Below are 17,464 nucleotides of genomic sequence, written 5' to 3' on the forward strand. Positions count from 1 at the left end.
ATGACCGATAAGAAATCCAACGCGATGTGGGGCGGGCGGTTTGCCGCCGGGCCTGACGCCATCATGGAAGCCATCAACGCCTCCATCGATTTCGACAAGCGGCTGGCCTCCCAGGACATCGCAGGCTCGCGCGCCCATGCTGCGATGCTCGCAAAACAGGGCATCCTTACCGATAAAGATGCCGAGGCCATTCGGGAAGGCCTGCTCACGGTTTTGTCAGAGATCGAGGCGGGAGAGTTCACCTTTTCCACCGCCTTGGAAGACATTCACATGAATGTCGAAGCGCGCCTGAAAGAGATCATCGGCGAGGCGGCGGGGCGTCTGCACACCGCGCGCTCCCGGAACGATCAGGTCGCGACCGATTTCAAGCTTTGGACCCGCGAGCAATATGACGCCGCCATCGCTGGTATTGAGTCGCTGATCCGCGCGCTTCTGGATCAGGCCGAGGCCGGCGCCGATTGGGTCATGCCGGGCTTTACCCATCTTCAGACCGCGCAGCCCGTCACCTGGGGCCATCACATGATGGCCTATGTCGAGATGCTCGGTCGTGATCTGTCGCGCTTCAAGGATGCCCGCGCCCGGATGAACGAAAGCCCGCTGGGCTCTGCCGCGCTTGCGGGCACCGGCTTCCCGATTGATCGCCACATGACCGCCGAGGCGCTGGGCTTTGATCGTCCGACGGCCAACTCCTTGGATGCCGTGGCGGATCGCGATTTCGCGCTCGAGTTCCTGTCCAGCGCCTCGATCTGTGCCATGCACCTGTCGCGTTTTGCCGAAGAGCTGGTGATCTGGTCCTCGGCGCAGTTCCGGTTCGTGGCACTCTCGGATCGCTTCTCCACCGGCTCGTCGATCATGCCGCAAAAGAAAAATCCCGATGCTGCCGAACTCATTCGCGCCAAGATTGGCCGGATTTTCGGCGCCAATGTCGCGCTGATGACGGTGATGAAGGGCCTGCCGCTGGCCTATTCTAAGGACATGCAGGAAGACAAGGAACAGGTGTTCGACGCCGCCGACAACCTGATGCTGGCGCTGGCCGCGATGACCGGCATGGTCTCCGACATGGCCGCCAATACCGACAATTTGCGCGCCGCCGCCGCGTCTGGGTTCTCCACCGCCACCGATCTCGCCGATTGGCTGGTGCGTGAGGCGGGGCTGCCGTTCCGCGATGCCCACCATGTCACCGGCGCGCTCGTGGCCATGGCCGAGAAGAAGGGCGTCGATCTTCCGGATCTGAGCCTTCCCGAGATGAAAGCCGTTCACGATGCCATCACCGACGGGGTTTACGGCGTCTTGACGGTTGAAAATTCCGTCGCTTCACGCACAAGCTACGGGGGAACCGCGCCGACACAGGTCCGCGCGCAGATCGCCCGTTGGAAAGAGGTGCTCGGATGACACGTGTCTTTATGGCTTTCGCAATGATGATCGGGCTTGTCGCCTGTGGCGCCGATGGCGACCCAGTGAAACCCGAGGTTGGTGTTTCCACCACCGTGGGCGTCAACTCGAAAGGCGGGAGCTATACCGACACGGACATCAATATTCATATCCCGCTGAACTGAGTCGCGAGACAGGTTCAGCCCGCAGTCGAAAGCCTCCCGATGGATCACTTTCTCTACAAAGACGGCATGCTTCATGCCGAAGACGTCGCCGTGAGCGATATCGCGGCTCAGGTCGGCACCCCCTTCTACGTCTATTCCACCGCCACCCTGACCCGGCATTTCAAGCTGTTCGACGAAGCGCTTTCGGGCATGGATCACCTCGTGTGTTTCGCGATGAAATCGAATTCGAATCTTGCGGTGCTGAAGCTCATGGGCGAGCTGGGCGCCGGGATCGACGTGGTCTCGATCGGCGAATATCTCAAGGCGAAAGCCGCCGGTCTCCCCGGCGATCGCATTGTGTTCTCGGGCGTTGGTAAAACCCGGGCGGAGATGCGCACCGCGCTCGAAGGCGGCATTCGCCAGTTCAATGTCGAGAGCGAACCAGAACTCGAGGCCCTCAACGAGGTCGCCATGTCGCTGGGCGTCAAGGCGCCGATCGCGCTTCGGGTGAACCCGGATGTGGATGCCAAGACCCATGCCAAGATTGCCACAGGCAAATCCGAGAACAAGTTCGGCATTCCGATCGCCACCTGCCGCGAGGTCTACCGGCGCGCGGGCGAGATGGAGGGCATCGATGTCGTCGGCATCGACGTGCATATCGGTTCGCAGCTCACCCAGCTCGAGCCGTTCGAGCTGGCCTTCACCAAAGTCGCTGAGCTGACCGAAGCGCTGCGCGAGGATGGCCACAACATCCGCCGTCTCGATCTTGGCGGCGGTCTGGGCATTCCTTATGAGCGCTCCAACGAGGCGCCGCCGCTGCCGGTGGAATATGGTGATGTCATTCGCAAGACCGTCGGGCATCTCGGCTGCGAGATCGAGATCGAACCCGGGCGGCTGATCTCCGGCAACGCGGGGATTCTCGTCTCTTCGGTGATCTATCTGAAACATGGCGAGGGTCGTGATTTCCTCATCGTCGATGCGGCGATGAACGATCTCGTGCGCCCGTCGATGTATGACGCCCATCACGACATCATCCCGGTGACGGAGCCGGAAGCCGCCGCCGAACAAAGCCCGATGGATATTGTCGGTCCGGTTTGCGAAACCGGGGACACATTCGCCAAAGCCCGCAATATGCCCGCGCTGGGCGAGGGCGATCTCGTGGCGTTCCGCTCTGCCGGTGCCTATGGCGCGGTGATGGCGTCCGAGTATAACTCGCGGCCGCTCATCCCCGAAGTTCTGGTGCAAGGCGATCAATTCGCTGTCATCCGGGCGCGACCGAGCTTTGACGAAATGATAAACCGCGATAGCATCCCGGCGTGGCTCTAAACCTGCATCATGCGGATGCTGGTGGATCAGAGCGCCATCGGTAGGATCGCGAGCAGGATCTATGAGACTCGACCAACAGCTTGAAAACAGCTTGGGACCGCGTTTGACCCGGCGGGTGAAACGGGCGCTCGGCCTGACCCGCGCCGGTCTCGCTGTCGAGCGGCTGGGCCAGGCCTTCTGGCCGTTTGTCTCGCTGGTGCTGTTTCTCGCCGGTCTGGCGATGCTCGGGGTTCAGGATCTTTTGCCGCTCTCGGCGCTTTGGGCCGGTCTCGGGGTTTTCGCCTTGTGCCTGCTTGTTGCGCTGGGGCTCGGGCTGCGGCGGTTCGAACGCCCCAAGGCCGCAGAGGCGCTGACACGGGTCGACGCCGATCTGCCAGGCCGTCCGCTTCAGGCTCTGAACGATGCGCCGCTCGTCGGCGCCGGTGATCCTGCGTCCGAATCCCTTTGGCTGGCGCATCGCAAACGTATGGCGGCACGGCTGACCGGCATTCACGCGGTGGCGCCTCTGCTGCGTCTCTCGGGGCGCGATCCCTATGCGCTGCGGCTGATTGCCCTGACCACATTCGGCGCCGGGGTCGCGTTCGGCTCGCTGGAACGCGCGGGGACTCTGAGCCCGCTGGCCGCTACGGGGCCGGAGATCGCCGCCGGTCCGATCTGGGAAGGCTGGGTACAGCCGCCCGCCTATTCCGGCAAACCGACGTTGTATCTCGGGGATCTCGATCCCGAATTCACCGTGCCGAAGGGCTCGGCCGTGTCGATGCGCTTCTACGGTGAGGACGGGGTGCTCCGCCTGCGTCAGACGGTCTCCGGCGACGACAGCACGGCAGAGGACCTGGCGGTGATGGACTTCCCGGTGCAACAAGCCGGTGAGATCGAGGTCGATGGCCCGACCGGGCGGCTCTGGGACGTGGCTTTGCAGCCCGACCGTCCGCCGGTGGCCGAGCTGGTCGGGCCGATGACCCGCGCGCCCTCGGGCGAGGCGCGGCAGGATTTCCACCTCGCCGATGATTTCGGCGTGGCGCGTGCGACCCTGAGCATCACCCGCGATACGGAGAGCGTCGCGCGCCGCTATGGCTTCACCCTCGATCCGGAGCCGCGTCCGGCGATCGAGGTGCCGGTGATCCTGCCGCAGACCGGCGACCGGACCCGGATCGAGGGTCAGATCGCCGACAATCTTGCCGAACATGCTTTTGCCGGCCTGCCGGTGCACCTGTCGCTCACCGCCTGGGACGAAGCCGGTCAGGCGAGCACCGCGGCGCTTGGCGCGGCTGTGCTGCCGACGCGCAAGTTCTTCGACCCGCTGGCCGCCGCGCTGATCGATCAGCGTCGCGAGCTGCTGTGGAATCGCGACAACGCCCCGCGCACCGCCGAGGTGCTGCGCGCCGTTTCCGTCGATCCCTCCGAGGTCTTCGACCATATGGGCGGGTATTTTCGTCTGCGCGAGGTCATCGCTAAGATCGAAGGCCGGAATGTCCGTCTCACCGATGAGGAGGTGGAGCAGATCGCCGCCGAGCTCTGGGACATCGCGCTGGATCTGGAGGATGGCCAGTTGAAAGAGGCGCTGGCCCGGTTGCACCGGGCGCAGGAGCGCCTGTCGCAGGCCATGCGGGACGGTGCGACGCCGGAAGAGATCGACAGGCTGATGCAGGAGCTGCGCGAAGCAACGCAGGACTATATTCAGCAGTTGGCCGAGCAACAGGGCGATCAGGGCGACGACACCGATATGCCGGACCAGGGCCAGCAGAACGGGCAGCAGATCACCGGCGATCAGTTGCAACAGCTGATGGACCGGATTCAGGAGCTGATGGAACAGGGCCGCATGGCCGAGGCGCAGCAGCTCATGGATATGCTGGCCGAGATGCTCGAGAACATGCGCGTGACCCGGGGTGAGGGTCAGGGGCAGGGCCAAGGTCAGGGCATGCAGGGTTTGCAGGATATGCTGCGTGATCAGCAACAGCTCAACGATGATACGTTCGAGGATTTGCAGGACCGTTTCGGTCAGGGGCAGCAAGGCCTGCAAGGGGAGAATGAAGGGCAGGGCAGTCCGCAGGATCAGGCTCAGGGCGAAGGTGAGCAGCCGGGGCAGGGCGATCAGCCCTCCGGCTCTCTGTCCGAGCGTCAGCAGGCCCTGCGCGATGCCCTGCGTCAACAGCGCCAGAATATCCCCGGTGGCGGCGGTGGTTCCGATGAGAGCGTCGGTGGCGCGCTCGATCGCGCCGATCGGGCGATGGACGAGGCGGGAGAAGCTCTGCGCGAGGGCGATCTCTCGGGCGCGCTGGACAGCCAGGCCGAGGCAATGGAAGCGCTACGCGAAGGCATGCGCCGACTGGGCGAGCAGCAGGCCCAGAACCAGCAGAATCAAGACGGGCAACAGGGCGAGGCCGGCGGCCAGTCCGGTGCCGAGCCGCAAGGTCGCGATCCGCTGGGGCGCACCCCCGGTGACACCGGACGGTTCGGCAGCGACGAAGGGCTCTATGAGGGTGAGGATGTCTATCGCCGGGCCGAGGAGCTCTTGGATGAAATCCGCCGTCGTTCCGAGGATCAGGGCCGTCTGGCCGAGGAGCGCGACTACCTGAACCGTCTGCTCGAACAATTCTGATAGGGGGAGGCGGGGGCATCGGTGACAGCACGCCAGGTCCGCTTTTGAGCGGGCGCCGGCTCAGCTGTTGAGTTGCCCCAGAAGTGCGGTCAGCCGGGTGCTCGCCGCCGACATGATCTGATCCAGCCAAGCCCTGAAGCCGTTCGCCAGTATGACATAGGCTTCCATCGTTCCGGCGAGGGAGGGCACGTTCTCGGCGATCACCGGCGCCAGAACATAGAGCACGATCAGCATGGCGGCGATCAGTACCAGAAGCGTGAAGCCGGTGCGGAAGCCGGACCGTTCGGCCCGGGCACGCCGGGTGTCCTCATCGGGCACCGTACCATCGTCATCGCGCTCGGAAGAGGCGCTGAGCGTGGAATTGATTTCTTCGATATCGGGCAGAAGATCGCGGCGTTTGCCTGCGGCGGCGGCGACACTTCCGGCTGCGATCCCCGGATCGGCCGGGTCGAGACCGCGCAGCCGCGCCATGCGATCGCGCAGGCTTTTCTTCGCGGCATCCTGTGCCGGTTCTTCCAGCCCGAGATCGGGTTGGGTCTCGAGCGTATCGCTTTCGGGTTGCCGCATCGAGTGGTCGAATTCGACCTCGGCGCGCAGAATGTCACGCACGCTATCCTTGAGCGCGGACGCCGGTTTCGGCGTGACCGGGGCAACGGTAGCGGGCTCTTCATCCTCATATTCTTCGGCAATATCCGAGTCAGAGGGGAGGGGCGCCTCAGCTGTGTCTTGTTCTTCGAGAATGGAGGCGACGGCCTCCGCAACGGCCGGTTCGGGCTCCACTGGGGCGGGCTCCAAATCGGGCAGGGACTCTGCCTCGGGCATGGGCTCGGCTTCGGACTCCGCTTCGGGTGCGAAGTCGGGGCTTGGTTCCGCCACAGGCTCAGAGGTCGGCTCGGGCTCGGGCTCCGCTTCCTTTTCGATGACAGGTTCGGGGGCCGCCTCGGGCGCAGGCTCGGCCTCGGACACAGGCCCGACTTCGGGCTCGGGTTCGACTTCGGGTTCCGGGGACGCGTCCTCATCGGCCTCTGGCGTGGGGGGAGCTTCCGCCTCCGAGCCAGCCTCGTCCGGCGCCGCGTCGGCGGAGGAAAGCTCGTAGCCCTGTTCCCGGGCGAGTTCATTGTCGAGATGGGCAGGTTGTTGGAACCAGGTATGTCCGCAATTGGAGCATTGGACATCGCGACCCGCGTCCGGAATGACACGTGCATCGACCTCGTATTGGGCTCCACAATTGGGACAGATCAGCCGCATATTTTCCCCTGCTTTTCCCCTGCCACCACAGTTCACGCGGGTTCTCCCGCGCTGTTTTCGGTAATTCTTACCGCACTACGTCAGATTGTCCATGTTTTTGCGACAGTTGCATTGAAAGCTTTTGAGCGGTGAGGCAAAACTGTCGCGAACGAGCGACAGGGGTGACATGTGATCGAGTTTCATGACGCAGGCTACGGGTACGGTGGCCGGGAGCTTCTCACCGAGATGTCCCTGACGCTGGCGCCGGGGTCTTTCCATTTTCTGACCGGCCCGTCGGGTGCGGGGAAAACCACCTTTCTCAAACTCTGCTATCGCGAGTTGCAGGCCACCGCCGGCCGGGTGACGATCTTTGGCGAGGACACCCGCGAGATGGGGCGCGACGAGGTGGCGAACCTGCGGCGCAAGATCGGCGTCGTGCATCAGGATTGCCAATTTCTCGATCATCTGAACCTGACCGAGAATGTCGCTTTGCCGCTTTCCGTTGCCGGTCGTGAACGCGATGATCAGGATCTCTCCGATCTTCTGAACTGGGTCGGCCTGTCGGAACAGGCCAAAGCTCTGCCGCCGGAACTCTCGGGCGGGGAGCGGCAGCGCGCGGCGCTGGCCCGGGCGGTGATCATGTCGCCCGATGTGATCCTCGCCGACGAACCCACCGGCAATGTCGATTGGGACATGTCGCTGCGGCTCTTGCAGCTCCTGATCGAACTCAATCGCATGGGCAAGACCGTGGTCATCGCCACCCATGACCTGCATTTGATCCGCCAGGCCAAGTCGCATGTCCAGGCGCGTGTCTTGAGGATTTCCAATCGCCGCATTCAGCAATCGGGAGCAGATCTGTGAGAACCATTCTGTTGCCCTTTCTGACTTTCAGCGAAAGTGCGTCGGGCCGGGTTGTGCCGCCCTCCGGGTTTACCGCGCAGCTCACCGTGATCACCGCTGCCGCCATGGCCTTTCTCGCGGTCTTCGCGCTAGCCTTGTCGATGGCCACCGGACGTCTGGCGGACCGCTGGGGTACCGAACTGGCGCGTGGCTCGACCGTGCGCATCTCCGCGCCTGAAGATCAGATCGAGGCGCAGGTCGCAGCAGCACTCAAGGTGCTCGAGACCACGCCAGGCGTGGCCGAGGCGCGTCTCCTTTCCAAGGACGAGGAGACCGCCCTGCTCGAACCCTGGTTCGGTCCGTCGCTGCCGCTCGATGATCTGGCCCTGCCGGCGCTGATCGATGTGCAGGAGACCTCGGAGGGCTTCGATGCCGAAGGTCTGCGGTTGCGTCTCGCGGGCGAGGCCCCGGGCGCCGTGCTCGACGATCACAGCCGCTGGCGCCGTCCGCTGGTGCGCGCGGCGGAACGGATCAGGCTTCTGGGGGTGATTTCTCTCGTATTGATCACCGGGGTCACCGCTGGGATGATCACATTGGCTGCCAATGCTGCGCTCGCCGCCAATGCGCAGGTTATTCGCACCCTGCGGCTGGTTGGTGCAACCGACCGGTTCGTCGCGCGTGCCTTTGTCAATCGCTTCACCTTCCGCGGTTTTTCCGGTGCTCTCATCGGCACGTTTTTCGGCATGGTCGCCATCGCGCTCTTGCCAAATGCCGATGAAGCGGGGAGTTTCCTCACGGGGCTGGGCTTTGCCGGTCCCGAATGGCTCTGGCCCATGCTGATTCCGGTTCTGGCCGCGCTGGTGGCCTATGTCGCCACCAGGATCGCGGCGGCACAAACCCTGCGGAGGCTGATGTGATGCCCTATCCGATCCAGTGGCTCCTCTCCCTGATCTTCGTGGTTCAGATGTATCTGGCCATGGCGCTTCTGGCCGTGGTGTTCACGCCGCTGGCGATGTTGCGCCGCCATTACGCCTATCTCGCCTGTTGGACCTATTGCCATTGGGTGCGGATTTCGGCTCGCGTCCTTGTCGGGCTGAAATCCGAGATCCGGGGAGAGGTGCCGACGGACGAGGTGCTGATCGGGGCCAAACATCAGAGCTTTTTCGACATCATCCTGATCGTCTCTGCCGTGCCGCGGCCGAAATTCATCATGAAGAAGCAGCTCGTCTGGGCCCCGATCGTCGGTTATTACGCCAAGCGTATCGGCTGTGTGCCGGTGGATCGTGGCAAGCGCGGACAGGCGATCAAGAAAATGATCGCGGATGTAAAATCCGGCGCCGCATTGCCCGGCCAGCTGATCATCTTTCCGCAGGGCACCCGCGTCGCCGCCGGCGCGCATCTGCCTTACAAGATCGGCACGGGCGTGCTCTATGAGCAAACCGGACAGGATTTGGTGCCCGCCGCCACCAATGTGGGGGTGTTCTGGCCACGCCACGGCATCTACCGCAAACGCGGAACGGCGGTGGTGGAATTCCTGCCTCGCATTGCCGCAGGGCGCGACATGAAAGAGGTCATGGGCGAGCTGGAAGAGGTGGTCGAAGCCAAATCCAACGCGTTGATGGAAGAGGCCGGGTTCCGGGGGCGCGGCTGAGCCAGGTTCTGGGCCTGAGCTGTCACGCAAAGGTCATGGGGCGAGATTAGGACGTCTCTCGAAAAGGAGACCTGTGATGCCGAAACCCGTTGAAACGATTGCCGAGCTCGAAGCGCTTTACGAGGCGCCGAACCCGCTCGCGCTGACCAAGGTCGCGCCGGCGCTGACCCCGCTCTATCGCACATGGATCGCGGCGTCGCGCTTTGTCGTGGTCTCCACTGTCGGCCCCGAAGGTGTCGACGGCAGCCCGCGTGGCGATGACGGACCGGTGGTGCGGATTGTCGATGAGAAAACCATCTGGCTGCCCGATTGGCGGGGCAACAACCGGATCGATACGCTGCGCAACATCGTGCGCGACGGAAGGATTGCGCTCATGTTCATGGTGCCGGGCAGCAACAATGTGCTGCGGGTGAATGGCCGGGCTCAGCTTACCGCCGCCCCCGCCGTCACCGAAACCTTCGAACAGCGCGGCAGGCATCCGCGCACGGTGGTGATCATCACCGTCGAAGAGGTCTATTACCAATGCGCCAAGGCGGTGATGCGCGCCGGGCTCTGGGGGCGCGACGATGCCGGGGACCTGCCGAGCTCCGGCGATTTCAACCGCGAGCAAGACGCCGCATTTGATGCGGAAAGCTATGATGCCAACTATCCGGAGTACGCTAAGACCCGGATGTGGTGAGGGGGCTTTGAGCCCGATGTGCACGTTCATCTAAGAGCGTCACGAGTCGTGACAAGCCTGCCTGTGGGGTGGCGCCAAGACGCATGAGGTCTGCGCTTTATCCTGACCAAATCCGTGAAAGCTCAATCTCTTGCACGGGGATGACAATGCGCCAGCCCGCCGGGACGGGCAGGCGCAGGCGCGGCGGCTTCGCCTCGTCCCGCGCCCAAAAGGTCAATGTCTGCTCCGTCCCGCAAAGCCGCCGCTCGAACGGGGAATAAAAAAGGCCGGGGAGAACCCGGCCTTGACGTCTTTTTTTGAAAGCTTGGCGCGCTTAGGCCGCCAGACCTTTCGAACCCATTTCCAGGAATTTCTTGCGGCGGTCCTTGAGGATCGCATCGGGCTTTTTCTTCATCAGCGGCGTCAGGAGCGCTTCGATCGCCTTGCCGACCGAGGCAATCGCCGCCTCGCGGTCACGCTGGGCGCCGCCCAGCGGTTCGGGGATCACCTGATCCACGACGCCGAGCTTTTGCAGATCCTGCGCGGTGAGCCGCAGCGCTTCGGCGGCTTCGCGCATCTTCTCGGCATCCTTCCACAGGATCGAGGCACAGCCCTCCGGCGTGATCACCGAATAGACCGAATGCTCGAGCATGGCGACCTTGTTGGCGGAGGCAAAGGCCACCGCGCCGCCGGAGCCGCCCTCGCCGATGATGATCGAGATCAGCGGCACTTTCAAAGACAGGCATTTCTCGGTTGAGCGCGCGATGGCCTCGGACTGACCGCGCTCTTCCGCGCCCTTGCCGGGATAGGCACCGGGCGTGTCGACGAGGGTGATCACCGGCAGGCCGAATTTATCCGCCAGTTCCATCAGGCGGATCGCCTTGCGATAGCCCTCGGGCCGGGCCATGCCGAAATTGCGCTCGATCCGCGATGTGGTGTCATGGCCCTTTTCCTGACCGATCACCACCACGGGTTGATCGTTGAACCGCGCCAGCCCGCCCATCACGGCGTGATCATCGGCAAAATTGCGGTCGCCGGCGAGCGGGGTGTATTCGGTGAACAACGCCTCGATGTAATCCTTGCAATGCGGACGTTCCGGGTGACGCGCCACCTGACATTTGCGCCAGGCCGAGAGACCCTTGTACAGGTCCTTGAGCATGTCATCCGCCTTCTTGTCCAAGGCGGCGGCTTCTTTTTCGACATCCATCTCTTCGTTGGCGCGGGCCAGAGCGCGCAGCTCCTCGGCTTTGCCTTCGATCTCCGCGAGCGGTTTTTCGAATTCGAGATAATGAGTCATACGGGGGGCCTCCGAACGGGTTTCGATCCCGTATATGGCGATTTTTGGGTCTGGGTGCAACTCAGCAAGATTTGTGATCTGCTGAAGCGGTATCTCTGCGGTCGAGGACTTGTTGAAAGGACACGAGGTAAATGGTGCGGCACTCTTATGAAGATCGGCTCTTGCGGGTGCTCGATTACGTCTATGCCCATCTCGATGGCGATCTCTCGCTCGACACGCTGGCGGAAGTCGCAGCGCTGTCGCGGTTTCATTTCCACCGGGTGTTTTCCGGGATGACCGGTGAAACGGTCGCGGGGTTTATCCGGCGGGTGCGCTTGTCCAAGGCCTCGCATCTTCTGCTGCGCAGCGAGGACGAAATCGAACGCATCGCTCTGCAATGCGGCTACCCCAATCCGCGCAGTTTTACCCGTGCCTTTCAAGATGCCTTTGGACTGACGCCGACCGCCTTTCGGGCGCGTGGCGTTGAGATGCCGCCTCTGCGGCTCAATGAAAGAGGAGATTACGAAATGTATGAGATCACGGTTGAAGACCGGGCGCCCGCGGCTTTTGCAGGTGTGGCGCATAAGGGAGATTACATGGAGATCGGCCAGGCCTTCGAGGTGGCTGCAAAAACCGCTTTGTCGCGGGGGATGGGGCCGGTGCTCGGGGCGATGGTGGGCGTGTATTTTTCCAACCCTGGCGAGGTGCCGGTCGAGGAGATGCGCAGTATGGCTGGATTTGTCCTGACGGGTGAGATGGATCTTGCGCCGCCGCTCGAACCTTTTTCACTCGCCGGTGGGCGCTATGCCGTGTTGCGCCATATCGGCCCCTATACCGGGTTGCGACAGGCCTATGATTATCTCTACGGCAAATGGTTGCCCGAAAGCGGCGAGGAGCCGCGCGACGGGCCGCCGTTCGAGATCTACCTGAATTCGCCGATGGACACCGCGCCGGAGGATCTGGTGACACTGATCCATGCGCCCATCGCATGAGGCCTTGCGCCTGACAGGAAAGCGCCCCGGAGATTGCTCCCCGGGGCGCGGTCACCTCAACGGTCAGGTCCTCCTCCCGGCCGGAGGGAAAGGCTTAGCTGTTGGCGATCAACTCGGACTGAGCGACGATCACCTCGGCCTGTTTGATCGAGGCGATATCGACCAGACGGCCTTTGTAGACCGTCGCGCCCTCGCCATTGGCCTTGGCCTGCTCCATCGCCGCGAGAATCTCGCGCGCCTCAGAGACGGCCTCCTCGGAGGGTGTGAACACTTCATTGGCCAGGGCGATCTGTTTCGGGTGGATCGCCCATTTGCCGACCATGCCGAGCGTTGCGGAGCGGCGCGCCTGTGCCCGGTAGCCCTCGTCATCGGAGAAATCGCCAAACGGCCCGTCGACCGGCAGCACCCCATGGGTGCGGCAAGCGGCGACGATGGCGGCCTGAGCCCAGTGCCACGGGTCTGAGTAATGCCGGGTGTCACCGTGCAGCATGTAATAGTTTTCCTGCGTGCCGCCGATACCGGTGGTCTGCATGCCCATCGAGGCGGCGAAATCCGCCGCCCCAAGGCTCATGGCGACGAGCCGCGGAGAGCTGGCTGCGATCTCCTCGACATGAGCGATGCCGGCGGCGGATTCGATGATGACTTCGAAATTGATCTTCTTGGTGCGGCCCTTGGCGCGCTCGATGGCGGTGACCAGCGCATCCACCGCATAGATATCTTCGGCACAGCCCACTTTCGGGATCATGATCTGGTCGAGCCGCTCACCGGCCTGTTCCAGAAGATCGACGACGTCGCGATACCAGTAGGGCGTGTCGAGCGAGTTGATCCGCACCGCGAGGGTCTTTTTGCCCCAATCAATCGTGTTGATCGCCTCGATGATATTGGCGCGGGCCACGTCCTTGTCCGACGGCGCCACCGAGTCTTCGAGATCGAGATTGATCACATCCGCGTCCGAAGCCGCCATTTTCGGGAACAGCTTGGTGTTGGAGCCGGGGCCGAACAGTTGGCAACGGTTCGGGCGATCCACGGGGGTGGGCTGAAGACGGAAGGACATGGTGGCTCCTGTCGGCAATGATGTTTCGAAATTGTCGCCAGCATTGTTATTATCTTGCTTTGCGTGGTGCAAGCCACATTTTGCGTCTGCGGCATATCCCCAAAAAACCTCTCAAATAAGTTTTCAAACTGCTCAAAACGTAATCATTTCAATATATGTCCCAGTTTTGTGGATATATTCGGGATATTCTCCCAATCCGTCAGCTTTCCTGACGCAATTTGCGAAGCACCTTGCGGCGAATCTCGGTCATGATTTTTCAAACGCAACCGGAGAGCTGCACCATGATCGAAACACCATATCTTCTTTTCCTCGGAGACGCCCCTGACCAACTGGCCGCGAAAGTGGCGCAGGGGATCAAGGACTGGCGCCCGGAATTCGCGCTGGGTCAATATCGCATGGACGGCTGCAAGGCCGACATGAAATTGCCGGACATGGATCTGAAAGCCGCCAAGGCTGCGGGTGCCAAGACGCTGGTGATCGGCGTTGCCAACCGCGGTGGTGTGATCAGCCCGGCCTGGAAAAAGGTTCTGGTCGCGGCGCTGGAAGAAGGTTTCGACATCGCGTCGGGCCTGCACAACCTGTTGCGCGACGAGGAAGATCTCGCCGCCGTCGCCAAGGCTTGCGGCCGGGCGCTGCATGACGTGCGCGTGCCCGAGGTGAAATACCCGATCGCCAATGGCGTGAAACGCAGCGGCAAGCGCTGCCTCGCCGTCGGCACCGATTGTTCGGTCGGCAAGATGTACACCGCTCTGGCGATGGACAAGGAAATGCGCGAGCGCGGGTTGAAATCCACCTTCCGCGCCACCGGTCAGACCGGCATCCTGATCACCGGCGACGGTGTGCCCTTGGATGCGGTGGTGGCCGATTTCATGGCCGGTTCGATCGAATGGCTGACGCCGGACAATGATGAAGATCACTGGGACCTGATCGAAGGTCAGGGCAGCCTGTTCCACGTCTCCTACTCGGGCGTGACCATGGCGCTGGTGCATGGCGGTCAGCCGGATGCGCTGATCCTCTGCCACGAGCCGACCCGCGCGCATATGCGGGGTCTGCCGGGCTATGACCTGCCGACGCTCGAGGCGCTGCGCGATACCGCGCTCACCCTGGCACGCGTCGCCAACCCGGCGTGTGAGGTCGTGGGCATCTCGGTCAACACCCAGCACCTGAGCGAGGAAGAGGCGATTGCCTATCTCGCCAAGGTCGAGGGGGAAATGGGTTTGCCCGCGATCGATCCCTTCCGTCAGGGCGCCGGCCGTCTGGTGGATGCGCTCGAGGGAAAGACATCTGAGCTTGCGGCGTAAGGCGTAAGCTCAGAAACTCATCCCAAATCATATCGGAGGTCCCATGAAACTGGACGTGACGGCAGAGGCGTTTCGCCTCGCCGAGGTCTTTACCATTTCCCGTGGCTCGCGCACCGAGGCGAAAGTGCTCACAGTGCGTGCCACGGACAAAACTGCGGCAGGCGAATTGACGGGGTGGGGCGAATGTGTGCCCTATGCCCGCTATGGCGAGAGCCTGGAGAGCGTGACGGCGGAGATCGAGGCCCTGCCGGCAGACATCACCCGGGCAACGCTGCAGGAGATGATGGAGCCCGGCGCGGCCCGCAATGCGGTGGATTGCGCGCTCTGGGATCTCGAGGCCTCGAAAACGGGCAAACGGGTTTGGGAAATTCTGGAGCTGCCGGCGCCGGTGCCGATGATCACCGCGTTCACCCTGTCTCTGGCCAGCCCGGAAGAGATGCAGGCCTCGGCGGCGAAACATGCGCATCGACCGCTTCTCAAGATCAAGCTCGGCACGCCCGACGATATGGCCCGGCTCGAAGCCGTGCGCCGCGGCGCGCCGAAATCGAAAATCATCGTCGATGCGAACGAGGGTTGGACGGCCGAGGTCTACGCGGATCTCGCGCCGCACCTGCTGCGGCTTGGCGTCGAGCTGGTGGAACAACCCTTGCCTGCGGGACAGGATGACATGTTGGCGGAGATTGAGAGACCCCTTCCGGTCTGCGCCGATGAGTCCTGTCACGACCGGAAGAGCCTCCCCGATCTCAAGGGCAAATACGATGTGATCAACATCAAGCTCGACAAGACCGGGGGGCTCACCGAGGCGCTGGAACTGCGCAAAGCCGCGCGGGCCGAGGGGTATGGCATCATGGTCGGCTGCATGGTCGGCACCTCTCTGGCGATGGCGCCGGCGGTGATCGTGGCCCAGGGGGCGCGTGTCGTGGATCTTGACGGGCCTTTGCTTTTGGCCGAAGACCGTCCGGAACCTTTGCACTATGACGCCGAGGGTGTTCACCCGCCCAAACGCGCACTCTGGGGCTGACCCCGTATCCAACCCGCTCATCTAAGGAGATCATGATGACCCGCACCGTCTATGTGAACGGCGACTACCTGCCGGAAACCGAGGCCAAAGTATCCATTTTCGACCGCGGGTTCCTGATGGCGGACGCCGTTTACGAGGTGACCTCGGTTCTCGGCGGCAAGCTTCTGGACTTTCAGGGCCACGTGGCGCGCCTTCAGCGCTCGCTCAGCGAGCTGCAAATGGTCTCGCCCGTCACCATGGACGAGCTTCTCGAGATCCATCACCAGCTGATTGAGAAAAACGATCTCGACGAGGGCGGCATCTACCTGCAGATCACCCGCGGTGCCGGGGCGGATCGCGATTTCCTCTGGCCGGACCCCGAAGAGGTCCAGGGCGGTATCGTGCTCTTCACCTTCGCCAAAAAGATCACCGCCAACAAATCGATCGATGAGGGCATCAAGGTGATCTCCATCGAGGATCTGCGCTGGGGCCGTCGCGACATCAAGACCACGCAGCTCCTGTACCCGTCCTTTGCCAAGATGCAGGCGAAGAAAGCCGGGGCAACCGACGCCTGGTTTGTCGAAGATGGCTATGTGACCGAGGGCTATGCCAACAACGTCTATATCGTCAAAGACGGCGTGATCATCACCCGCCAGCTCTCCAATGACATCCTGCACGGCATCACCCGTGCCGCGATCCTGAAATTTGCGGCGGAAGCGCAGATGAAAGTCGAGGAACGCCCCTTCACCATCGAAGAGGCGCAAGCCGCCGACGAGGCGTTTGCGACCTCGGCCACCGGGTTCTCGCAACCGGTCGTGGAGATCGATGGCGTGACCGTCGGCACCGGCAAACCGGGCCCGGTCTCGAAACGCCTGCGCGAGATCTACATCGAAGAAATGCCGAAAACCGCGCTTTGATCGTCAGGGATATCTGTTGGACAGACCTAAAAAAGCCCGCCATATGGCGGGCTTTTCCAATCGTGCTACACGATATGTCCTACGCGATGCTTAGACTGTCAGGGTAAAGAGCCCGGTCGTATCGGCGGGCAGATCGGCAAGGGTCAGCCCCTGGAGCAGCGCGACCTGTTCCCCGAGGAACTCGAGCATCAGGCCGTCCGAGGTTTCGGTGATCACGATGTCCTCGTCCGCGCCAATGCCGGAGAGGTCGCTGCCATAGACGTCGATCGTGAGGGTGTCTTCCAGAGGGTCGAAATCGGTGACTGTGACCGTCTCCTCGCTCTGGTCGATATCCTCGGCAACCACGATATGATCCGCACCGGGACCACCGGTCACCTCATCGCCATTGTCGGCGCCGAGGAAATCGTTCCCTGCGCCACCATTGAGGCTGTCGGGCGTATTGGTGGATTCCAAGCCGGATTCATAGGCGATGAGCGTGTCGTCGCCCTGTTCGCCGTAGAGCGTATTACTGCCGCTGACGTCCATCATGTAGTCGTTGCCTGCGCCGCCGCGGATCAGGTCGTCACCATTCTGGAAGTCGAGGGCGGTGAACAGCTCTTCCTCGTTCTCGGCGGCGAAAACGGTCGTGCCGCTTGCATCATCGCCATCGCCGAGGAATATCGTGTCATCGCCTTCGCCCCCCTCGATCAGGTCGGAGCCGCTATTCCCGAACAGCCGGTCGTCGCCGTCACCGCCGAGAATGCCATCGCTCCCTTCGCCGCCAAAGACGGTGTCGGCGCCGCCTTCGGCAAAGATGACGTCATTGCCACCCTCGCCGCTGATCCGGTCCGCGGCATTGCTGCCATAGAGGAGGTCGTCACTGTCGTCGCCATTGATGACGTTGACATCGTCCGAGCCGTCCTCCGTCGCCGTATCGTCGGATATGTCGCCGGACGTATCCGGGGTCGGCTCGGTCTCTGCCTCATTGTCATCGTGGTCGTCGTCTGAATCAATCAGGAATGCGGCGCCGAGCATGGCCGGCACCAAAAGTAAAAGCCACATAATATCCACCCCCGGAAAATTGAGCTTTGTTAATAATCTATGCGTTT

Annotated in this window: 16 protein-coding genes; 12 read left to right on the forward strand and 4 right to left on the reverse strand. The window is 62.6% G+C overall.

Features of this window, described 5'->3' with window-relative positions:
* From argH to BM151_RS15360, 4 genes are all read left to right on the forward strand, one after another.
* Complete coding sequence (argH, locus tag BM151_RS15350) at positions 1-1,392, forward strand: argininosuccinate lyase (protein ID WP_090061626.1); 1,392 nt, start codon at positions 1-3, stop codon at positions 1,390-1,392.
* On the forward strand, positions 1,389-1,556 hold the full coding sequence (locus tag BM151_RS21690) for a hypothetical protein (protein WP_177213176.1): 168 nt from the start codon (positions 1,389-1,391) through the stop codon (positions 1,554-1,556). Before argH ends, BM151_RS21690 begins: the two co-directional genes overlap by 4 nt.
* Before the next feature lie 39 nt (positions 1,557-1,595).
* Positions 1,596-2,861, forward strand: a complete 1,266-nt coding sequence (gene lysA / locus BM151_RS15355) for a diaminopimelate decarboxylase (protein ID WP_090061627.1) — start codon at positions 1,596-1,598, stop codon at positions 2,859-2,861.
* A gap of 61 nt (positions 2,862-2,922) precedes the next feature.
* Positions 2,923-5,460, forward strand: a complete 2,538-nt coding sequence (locus BM151_RS15360) for a DUF4175 domain-containing protein (protein WP_090061628.1) — start codon at positions 2,923-2,925, stop codon at positions 5,458-5,460.
* A gap of 60 nt (positions 5,461-5,520) precedes the next feature.
* Here the strand turns inward: BM151_RS15360 and BM151_RS15365 are convergent, their stop codons facing one another.
* The gene (locus BM151_RS15365; protein WP_090061629.1) at positions 5,521-6,708 is read right to left on the reverse strand and encodes a zinc-ribbon domain-containing protein; all 1,188 of its coding nucleotides are present in this window, start codon (positions 6,706-6,708) and stop codon (positions 5,521-5,523) included.
* Positions 6,709-6,933: 225 nt separating this feature from the next.
* On the opposite strand from BM151_RS15365, the gene BM151_RS15370 reads away from it, so the two are divergent.
* From BM151_RS15370 to BM151_RS15385, 4 genes are all read left to right on the forward strand, one after another.
* Positions 6,934-7,548, forward strand: coding sequence for a cell division ATP-binding protein FtsE (locus BM151_RS15370; protein ID WP_425429565.1), 615 nt, complete (start codon positions 6,934-6,936; stop codon positions 7,546-7,548).
* Positions 7,545-8,444 (forward strand): cell division protein FtsX, encoded by a 900-nt coding sequence (locus tag BM151_RS15375; RefSeq protein WP_090061631.1) that lies wholly within the window; start codon positions 7,545-7,547, stop codon positions 8,442-8,444. The genes BM151_RS15370 and BM151_RS15375 overlap by 4 nt, the downstream gene beginning before the upstream one ends.
* A complete protein-coding gene (locus tag BM151_RS15380) occupies positions 8,444-9,178 on the forward strand; it encodes a lysophospholipid acyltransferase family protein (RefSeq protein WP_090061632.1) in 735 nt (244 codons plus the stop codon). The genes BM151_RS15375 and BM151_RS15380 overlap by 1 nt, the downstream gene beginning before the upstream one ends.
* A gap of 76 nt (positions 9,179-9,254) precedes the next feature.
* A complete protein-coding gene (locus BM151_RS15385; protein ID WP_090061633.1) occupies positions 9,255-9,857 on the forward strand; it encodes a pyridoxamine 5'-phosphate oxidase family protein in 603 nt (200 codons plus the stop codon).
* 313 nt (positions 9,858-10,170) lie between these two features.
* On the opposite strand, the gene BM151_RS15390 is transcribed toward BM151_RS15385, so the two are convergent.
* Positions 10,171-11,133: an acetyl-CoA carboxylase carboxyltransferase subunit alpha gene (locus BM151_RS15390; protein WP_090061634.1), complete on the reverse strand. Its 963-nt coding sequence runs from the start codon at positions 11,131-11,133 to the stop codon at positions 10,171-10,173.
* A gap of 131 nt (positions 11,134-11,264) precedes the next feature.
* Between BM151_RS15390 and BM151_RS15395 the strand changes: the two genes are divergently transcribed.
* Positions 11,265-12,104, forward strand: coding sequence for an AraC family transcriptional regulator (locus BM151_RS15395; protein WP_245781231.1), 840 nt, complete (start codon positions 11,265-11,267; stop codon positions 12,102-12,104).
* A 94-nt stretch (positions 12,105-12,198) separates the two neighbouring features.
* Here the strand turns inward: BM151_RS15395 and BM151_RS15400 are convergent, their stop codons facing one another.
* Positions 12,199-13,158, reverse strand: coding sequence for an L-malyl-CoA/beta-methylmalyl-CoA lyase (locus tag BM151_RS15400; RefSeq protein WP_090061635.1), 960 nt, complete (start codon positions 13,156-13,158; stop codon positions 12,199-12,201).
* Between the two features lie 281 nt (positions 13,159-13,439).
* Here BM151_RS15400 and dgcN point away from each other — a divergent pair, with 281 nt between their 5' ends.
* The 3 genes from dgcN to BM151_RS15415 are packed head-to-tail and all read left to right on the forward strand — an operon-like array spanning position 13,440 to position 16,376.
* Positions 13,440-14,459: an N-acetyltransferase DgcN gene (dgcN, locus tag BM151_RS15405; protein ID WP_090061636.1), complete on the forward strand. Its 1,020-nt coding sequence runs from the start codon at positions 13,440-13,442 to the stop codon at positions 14,457-14,459.
* 43 nt (positions 14,460-14,502) lie between these two features.
* Positions 14,503-15,480 (forward strand): N-acetyl-D-Glu racemase DgcA, encoded by a 978-nt coding sequence (gene dgcA, locus BM151_RS15410; RefSeq protein WP_090061637.1) that lies wholly within the window; start codon positions 14,503-14,505, stop codon positions 15,478-15,480.
* 35 nt (positions 15,481-15,515) lie between these two features.
* Positions 15,516-16,376, forward strand: coding sequence for a D-amino-acid transaminase (locus BM151_RS15415; RefSeq protein WP_090061638.1), 861 nt, complete (start codon positions 15,516-15,518; stop codon positions 16,374-16,376).
* A gap of 90 nt (positions 16,377-16,466) precedes the next feature.
* Here the strand turns inward: BM151_RS15415 and BM151_RS15420 are convergent, their stop codons facing one another.
* Positions 16,467-17,417 (reverse strand): calcium-binding protein, encoded by a 951-nt coding sequence (locus BM151_RS15420; RefSeq protein WP_090061639.1) that lies wholly within the window; start codon positions 17,415-17,417, stop codon positions 16,467-16,469.
* Positions 17,418-17,464 lie beyond the last annotated feature (47 nt).

This window comes from Celeribacter neptunius (assembly GCF_900113955.1).
Classification (GTDB): Bacteria; Pseudomonadota; Alphaproteobacteria; order Rhodobacterales; family Rhodobacteraceae; genus Celeribacter; species Celeribacter neptunius.

Bases quoted from the DNA above. Each gene is read 5' to 3' on its own strand.
- BM151_RS15360 (WP_090061628.1), top strand. From the start codon at position 2,923: ATGAGACTCGACCAACAGCTTGAAAACAGCTTGGGACCGCGTTTGACC.
- BM151_RS15385 (WP_090061633.1), top strand. From the start codon at position 9,255: ATGCCGAAACCCGTTGAAACGATTGCCGAGCTCGAAGCGCTTTACGAG.
- argH (WP_090061626.1), top strand. From the start codon at position 1: ATGACCGATAAGAAATCCAACGCGATGTGGGGCGGGCGGTTTGCCGCC.
- BM151_RS15390 (WP_090061634.1), bottom strand. From the start codon at position 11,133: ATGACTCATTATCTCGAATTCGAAAAACCGCTCGCGGAGATCGAAGGC.
- lysA (WP_090061627.1), top strand. From the start codon at position 1,596: ATGGATCACTTTCTCTACAAAGACGGCATGCTTCATGCCGAAGACGTC.
- BM151_RS15380 (WP_090061632.1), top strand. From the start codon at position 8,444: ATGCCCTATCCGATCCAGTGGCTCCTCTCCCTGATCTTCGTGGTTCAG.
- BM151_RS15400 (WP_090061635.1), bottom strand. From the start codon at position 13,158: ATGTCCTTCCGTCTTCAGCCCACCCCCGTGGATCGCCCGAACCGTTGC.
- BM151_RS15415 (WP_090061638.1), top strand. From the start codon at position 15,516: ATGACCCGCACCGTCTATGTGAACGGCGACTACCTGCCGGAAACCGAG.
- BM151_RS15365 (WP_090061629.1), bottom strand. From the start codon at position 6,708: ATGCGGCTGATCTGTCCCAATTGTGGAGCCCAATACGAGGTCGATGCA.
- dgcN (WP_090061636.1), top strand. From the start codon at position 13,440: ATGATCGAAACACCATATCTTCTTTTCCTCGGAGACGCCCCTGACCAA.
- BM151_RS21690 (WP_177213176.1), top strand. From the start codon at position 1,389: ATGACACGTGTCTTTATGGCTTTCGCAATGATGATCGGGCTTGTCGCC.
- BM151_RS15395 (WP_245781231.1), top strand. From the start codon at position 11,265: ATGGTGCGGCACTCTTATGAAGATCGGCTCTTGCGGGTGCTCGATTAC.
- BM151_RS15370 (WP_425429565.1), top strand. From the start codon at position 6,934: ATGTCCCTGACGCTGGCGCCGGGGTCTTTCCATTTTCTGACCGGCCCG.
- dgcA (WP_090061637.1), top strand. From the start codon at position 14,503: ATGAAACTGGACGTGACGGCAGAGGCGTTTCGCCTCGCCGAGGTCTTT.
- BM151_RS15420 (WP_090061639.1), bottom strand. From the start codon at position 17,417: ATGTGGCTTTTACTTTTGGTGCCGGCCATGCTCGGCGCCGCATTCCTG.